This is a genomic window from Galactobacter valiniphilus, from assembly GCF_003575975.1.
GTDB classification, from domain to species: domain Bacteria; phylum Actinomycetota; class Actinomycetes; order Actinomycetales; family Micrococcaceae; genus Galactobacter; species Galactobacter valiniphilus.
On record NZ_QQXK01000076.1, the window covers coordinates 1 to 1040 of the forward strand.

Here is a 1040-nt window from a genome sequence, read left to right on the forward strand (position 1 = left end):
TGACGGGATGAGGTGAGGACCTCCGGTATCGATGTGGGTTACCACACTCACTCGATCCACGGAGGTCCTCGTGTCCTACGCTACTCACGCCCGCGCTGCGCTCACAGTCGAGGGGCGGATCAAGATCGCGTTGCTGGTCATCGATGAGGGTTGGACACAGGCGCGGGTCGCCGAACGGTTCCAGGTTGCCCGCGGGACGGTGTCGAAGTGGGTGGCCCGGTATCGCACGGGCGGGCGTGCGGCGATGCAGGATCGGTCCTCTGTGCCGTCGACCTCGCCGAATCGGACCTCGCAGCGCACGGAGCGCCGCATCATCGGATTGCGGGTGAACCGGCGGTGGGGTCCGCACCGGATCGCTTATCACCTGCATCTGGCGCAATCGACGGTCTCGAAGGTGCTGCAGCGGTACCGGGTACCGCTGCTGGGCCAGGTCGATAAGAACACTGGCGTCCGGGTGCGCAAGCCCCAGCCGGTCCGTTACGAGCGGCAGAGCCCGGGCGAGCTGGTGCACGTGGATGTGAAGAAGCTCGGCCGCATCCCCGATGGCGGTGGCTGGCGCACCCGGGGCCGTGAGGCGGGCCGGAAGCGACGGTCAGGGGTCGGGTACTCCTACCTGCATTCCGCGATCGACGACAACGCCCGGCTGGTGTACTCGGAGATCCTCGACGACGAACGCAAAGACACCGCCGCCGGGTTCTGGGAACGCGCGAACGCGTTCTACGCCGGCCATGGGATCACGATCCAGCGGGTGATGACTGATAACGGCTCCTGCTACCGCTCGAAGGCGTTCAACGATGCGCTCGGCGACGACGTGACACACAAGTACACACGCCCCTACCGGCCACAGACCAACGGGAAGATCGAACGGTTCCACCGCACCCTCGCCGACGAGTGGGCCTACGCCCGACACTACGACTCAGACGAGCAGCGCGCCGCCAGCTACCCCGCCTGGCTGCACCACTACAATCATCACCGACCCCACACCGGCATCGGAGGCCTCTCACCCATCGATCGCGTCCACAACGTCAGTGGGAAGAACA

At 66.0% G+C, this 1040-nt stretch carries 1 protein-coding gene; it reads left to right on the forward strand.

The features are described 5' to 3' along the window. Positions 1-31: 31 nt before the first annotated feature. A partial coding sequence (locus DWB68_RS15785; protein WP_119426061.1) for an IS481 family transposase occupies positions 32-1040 on the forward strand: 1009 nt, incomplete at its 3' end.